The sequence below is a fragment of the Pseudomonas sp. SZ40 genome (assembly GCF_052958135.1).
This window is the reverse complement of the sequence record NZ_JBQWIF010000075.1, coordinates 1-5,068: the sequence shown is the minus strand read 5'-3', so window position 1 is coordinate 5,068 and position 5,068 is coordinate 1. Positions and strand designations below refer to the sequence as shown.

Sequence of the window (5,068 nt, the reverse complement as noted above, 5' to 3'; positions counted from 1 at the left end):
TTCAGCTCGGGGTCGAGCGCCAGTACCGCTGGCAAGGCGCGGTAGCGGTCGATCAGCGTCTGCAGCGCGCCGGCGTAGGCAGCCAGTTGCTCCTGGGCCTGTTGCCCGGCATCAGCGAGGCGATGGCGTTCGGCCTGGCGCTCCGCCAGGTAGGCGGACAGGCACAGGCCCGCCAGCAACAAGGCAGTCAGCAGGGCAACGCGCAGAGAGCGGGAAGACATGAAAACGGATCAGCCAGACGGGTGAGCGGCCGACGATAGCACAGGGGCGACCCGCCTAATCAGGCCCGATAAGTTGGGTGAGTGCAGCGAAGTAGCAATAATCCCCTACCACTCACGATGCTTAGTTCGCTGAGATTGCCGCAGGCAATACCCCTACGCTACTGCCCCTTGAGCCTTGGACGGTTAGAGGTACAGCGATATCCGCTGGGACGAACTGCGGGTCACCTCGAACTGCCCCACTGAGCGCGCCGTGTACGAAGCCTCCTGATAGAAGTGCTTGATCGCCCTTGCATCCCCCTATGCGTTTCAATAGATGTTTCGGTTAAAAGCGCACACCAAGTAATACTAGTCTTTGCGTGATTTAGAGGTGTCCAGCGACTGTGACACTGCCCGACTCATACAAAATTATTCAACATCCTACGATTTAACTATGCGTTTTTAGGTGCTCTCAGAGTGAGGCCGGGATGGATAGGTAAATACGCTTGAGTACCTCGGCGATCTCCCTGTTCGACTGTGGCACATCAGGCAACATCGACTTGAAATCATGCTCAGGATGTTGGCTCGCATAGGCCAATGCCTGGCGAATACCGCTCAACTCCTCAGCGGTATATTCCTGGGTCAGGCGTTCGACCTGGTTGTTCGACAGGCCGATAAACCCCTCAACATCGTCAAGGTCATAAAGCAGGCTCATGGGGATGCGTAAGAAGTTGAGATTAGCTGAGGTCTTCATCGACAAATACTCCTGAGACGCCCTTTGTTTTCAAATGGTTGACCGCTTGGTTCAGTTGCGCTGAGGTGGGGCGATAGTGGCCGCTCTTACGAGAAATAGCGGTTATCTGACCGTTCTCGATCCGCACATCACCTGCTACAGCAACAGATCCTCCGCGCAGGAAGCTTGAGTGGTGAAATTTACCCCTAGTCTGCTCATTCGAAACATACATAGCACCAGTAGCGTCCATAACGAAAATCGCACGCCCCTTATTTAGTGCGAATGCCGTTGTGGCTTGGCGTGTGTCGAACAACTTTCCCGTGGCATCATAGACTTTACCGTCCCTGATAGTGACTTTGAACGCAGCGCGTTCGCGGTCACTCAGGTATTTAACCTGCGTCCCGAATACTCGGCCAGTTTCCTCACCCTTGTATACAGAAAGCATGGGCTGAAGGGCAGAAAATCGTACAGGTGTGGTATTCGAAGGCTGTACCGCTACTGACGACCCAACGGGCGCCCATGCCGTCGCCGCTGCAAAGCGGCTATGCGCCTCGATCGCATTCGTAGGTTCACTTGCGCGCCGCCGGGCCGCACCGGGCCGCAACGAATCGGGAACCTCCGAGGATACAGGCGGCGATGCGGCATTGGGCCCATTCACTGGGTTCGATTGGAAACGCCGACCCAAGCCGGGACGCAATGAGTCGGGAGTCCCTGTCAAACCGGATCTAATGCTGGGTTGGCCAATCCGCGTCGGTGCATTCTCTGGCTTGCCTGACGCCAGCTGTACCTGCGTAAAGGGCTGTGAGGGCAAGATGGACGGCTCAGACGCTCGTGGCGGAGTGTTCTGTTGCGCTAGCGTGGGCTCCATAGGCGGCCTGAACGATGGCCCGAGCATGAACTTCTCAATCTCATCCAGGGGCGTGCCCAAAGCATCTTGCGGCTCGCTCTTATTCGCTTGCTTCAAAGCGGAAGCCGCAGGCTGCTGAGGCCGGATGGGAGGTGTGGGCGGCGGTGTTGACGGTAGCCGAGAGGCCCATACTTGCCGATGGTTCATGGTGGTCGCTCGGCTGCCTTGATGCAGCCCTGGGTTACCCAAAGGATTGCGCACGGGTAACGGTGGTGGTGAGCCGACCAAGTGGCTGCTGATTTTTGCTTGTTGAATGTTGCCAAGCGCCACCCCCATGGAAGTCAGTGAGCTGCTATGTGGTCGCTGGGGCAGGGGGGGACGCGCTTCATGGTTCTGGGAGCGGCCACGCTCAGGGACGGCTGGCGGTTTAGCGGTCGTGGAAGCATTAGGAGCAGATGCCCATCGGTTGAGCTTGCCTGTGGGGCTTTGCATATCGACGCTGGAAAGGTTCAGGCCTTGGTCGTGGCCAGGCTCGAAGTTCAACACCGGGCGGTGTGTCTCGCCGCGTTCCAAGAACGCGGGAATACCGAAAACATTTGCACCCAGGGACGCCAATTCGAATAATTTTCCGCTCTCAATACTGGAGGTGATGTGCTTGCCGATAGAAGAGCCAAGTTTATCCAGCCACTGCAGCGACTCCGCATTGATCTGCCGCGATGACCTGGGAATGGACAGCTTAGCCACGGCTTGAGTGCCCGCGGCTAAGAGGTTACTGGCATTTACCTTATTGAAATGTCCGATTTCCATTGAGCTATCCCTCTCTCGCTACCTGTGAGTGGCAATTCGTAGCGGTGGGTTCCCGGCTCGATGGCAGGCGCCTCCATGGTGTAATCGCCAAGCACGTACTTAAGCGAAATGCTCCCTTTGCGCTGTACTCAAAAAGGTTTCAGGCTTCGTGCTCGATCCAGCCTCAACTGCATTGCGAAACCTGCTGTAGTCGTCTAATAACTCCGGCCCCCGATTTAGGCGAAAATCCTCGCCGTTAGAGAGGTGTCTGATGACGAAGCAACGTCGTTCCTTTTCTGCAGAGTTCAAACGCGATGCCGCCGGCCTCGTGGTCGATCAAGGCTATAGCCCTATCGAAGCCAGCCGCTCGCTTGGGGTGGTCGAGTCAGCGTTGCGTCGCGGGGGTACTCATCTCCAGCAGGAGCGCAACGACTTTACTCCGCAGAGCAAGGCGCTGACGCCTGAGCAGCAGAAAATCCAGGAACTGGAAGCTTGAATCGCTCGCCTTAAGCGGGAGAAATCCCCAAAAAATGCTACCGCGCTCTTGATGTCGGAAGAGCACGGGCGCACGCGCTGATTGATCACCTGAGCGCCCAAGAGCCGGTCATCGGCTTTGCGCAGTCTTTGATGCCACTCGCTCGTGTTACTACGCCCACCGGCTCAGGCGCCGATTTCCAGACGTTGAGCAGCTTCGATTTCGCACTCGGGTCAACGAACTGTTTACTCAAAGTCGAAGCGCCGCCGGTAGCGGCAGCATCGTGTCGATGATGCAGGAAGGCGGTGAGCAAATAGGGCGGTTCAAGGTACGTGGCCTGATGCGGAAACTGGAGTTGATTAGCAAACAACCTCGATCACATGCCTGCAAACAAGCGACGGTTGAGCGCCCTGACATTCCGAACATCTTGAATCGAGAGTTTGATGTAAGAGCCGCTAGGCCCCCGATCAGCTTAGCGATCATTAGCACTACAGAATTTTTCATATTTCCTGCTCGTCCGCACGCGCTACTCGATGCACAGAATAACCGTGCAAGACTCACCTATCGACATACCGCCTACCGGCCTCCGCACGCTCGCGCTCAAATGCGTCAGTGACCACCTCAGATGGATCGATGGATATGTGTCCATCCCTCACTTTCAACGTCTTCAGCTTACGGATTTGATCAGAGATATCTCGATCTTCCTCGCTCATGCCAGCGCCAGGCTCACCGAATAACAATCTGAAAATAAAGCTCACCTCACACTTCTCCGCGAGGATAGCTTTCGAGGTGTCTGGAAACTGCGTTTGCTAGCTCCTCAAGAGCATCCGCGAGTCGGCTATTTTCCCTGACGTCGTCCGATGCTGGTGTGTATGTTCTGCAGTGCAGCAGCAGGGCTTCCGAGTCATTTATGTTCAGATCCAATGTGATCATTTTAAAATTCTGAATCGCCCCGGCTTTCCTAGACACTTTCCAAGCTCTGGAAATAGCGCTTTTCAAAATCCACTGGCGATAGCTGCATAGCGCTGCTGTGCCGGCGTTTAGGGTTATAAAACATCTCGATGTAATCGAACACATCAGCGCGTGCTTCTTCACGAGTGCCGTAGGTTTTCCGCCTGATGCGTTCGCGCTTCAGCAGTTGGAAAAAGCTCTCTGCCACGGCGTTGTCGTGACAGTTACCACGCCGGCTCATGCTACTGATCAGGTTGTTGGCCTTGAGGAAACTTTGCCAGTCCAGACTGCTGAACTGACTGCCCTGGTCTGAGTGGATCATCACTTCCTGCTTGGGTTTGCGCCGCCACACAGCCATCAGTAAGGCATCAATTGCTAGATCGCTGCACATCCGTGGCTTCATCGACCAGCCAACCACCTGGCGTGAAAACAGATCCAGCACCACTGCCAAGTACAGCCAGCCTTCATAGGTGCGAATGTAGGTGATATCAGTGACCCAGACCTTATTGGGTTCTGCGACCTTGAACTGTCTCTCCAGGCGGTTGGGCGAGGCTACTGTCGGCTTGCCGCCATAACAGCCAGGGCGCCGACGATAACCAGTCTGCGAGCGCAGCTTCTCCAACCTCATCAGGCGGGCCACGCGGTGACGGCCACAAGACTCGCCCAGCTCACGCAGGTCGTCGTGGATCTTTCGGTAACCGTAGACACCACCACTTTCCAGCCACGCATGCTTGATCAACCCGAGCAGACGCTGATCTTGCTTGGCGCGTACGGAGTTAGGCTCGGATAGCCAAGCGTAGTAACCGCTGGGGTGCACTTTGAGGGTTTGGCAGAGACGCCGAACCGGATACTCCACCGACAGCTTGCTGATGAAGGCGTACTTCAGCCGGACTCCTTGGCAAAGTACGCGGCGGCCTTTTTTAGGATGTCTCGCTCTTCGGTCACTCGCTTGAGTTCAGCACGCAGACGACGCAGTTCGATCTGCTGATCGTCCTCTTGCTACCGCTTTTCCCGGGGCTTGTTGTAGCGTTTGATCCAGGCATACAGGCTGTGCACCGACATACCTAACCGCGCTGCCA

Annotated in this window: 2 protein-coding genes and 3 pseudogenes; 1 reads left to right on the top strand and 4 read right to left on the bottom strand. The window is 56.0% G+C overall.

Annotated elements, in window-relative coordinates:
- From ACT9T4_RS26505 to ACT9T4_RS26495, 3 genes and pseudogenes are all read right to left on the bottom strand, one after another.
- A pseudogene (locus tag ACT9T4_RS26505) lies at nucleotides 1-221 on the bottom strand (sensor histidine kinase); the annotation flags it as partial.
- 448 nt (nucleotides 222-669) lie between these two features.
- Nucleotides 670-951 carry a hypothetical protein gene (locus ACT9T4_RS26500; RefSeq protein ID WP_499119838.1) on the bottom strand — a complete coding sequence of 94 codons (282 nt, stop codon included), beginning with the start codon at nucleotides 949-951 and terminating at the stop codon, nucleotides 670-672.
- Nucleotides 935-2,584, bottom strand: a complete 1,650-nt coding sequence (locus ACT9T4_RS26495; RefSeq protein ID WP_499119837.1) for an IQM protein middle domain-containing protein — start codon at nucleotides 2,582-2,584, stop codon at nucleotides 935-937. Before ACT9T4_RS26495 ends, ACT9T4_RS26500 begins: the two co-directional genes overlap by 17 nt.
- Nucleotides 2,585-2,834: 250 nt before the next feature.
- Here ACT9T4_RS26495 and ACT9T4_RS26490 point away from each other — a divergent pair.
- A pseudogene (locus ACT9T4_RS26490) lies at nucleotides 2,835-3,492 on the top strand (transposase); the annotation flags it as partial.
- A 507-nt stretch (nucleotides 3,493-3,999) separates the two neighbouring features.
- Here the strand turns inward: ACT9T4_RS26490 and ACT9T4_RS26485 are convergent.
- A pseudogene (locus ACT9T4_RS26485) lies at nucleotides 4,000-5,068 on the bottom strand (IS3 family transposase); the annotation flags it as partial.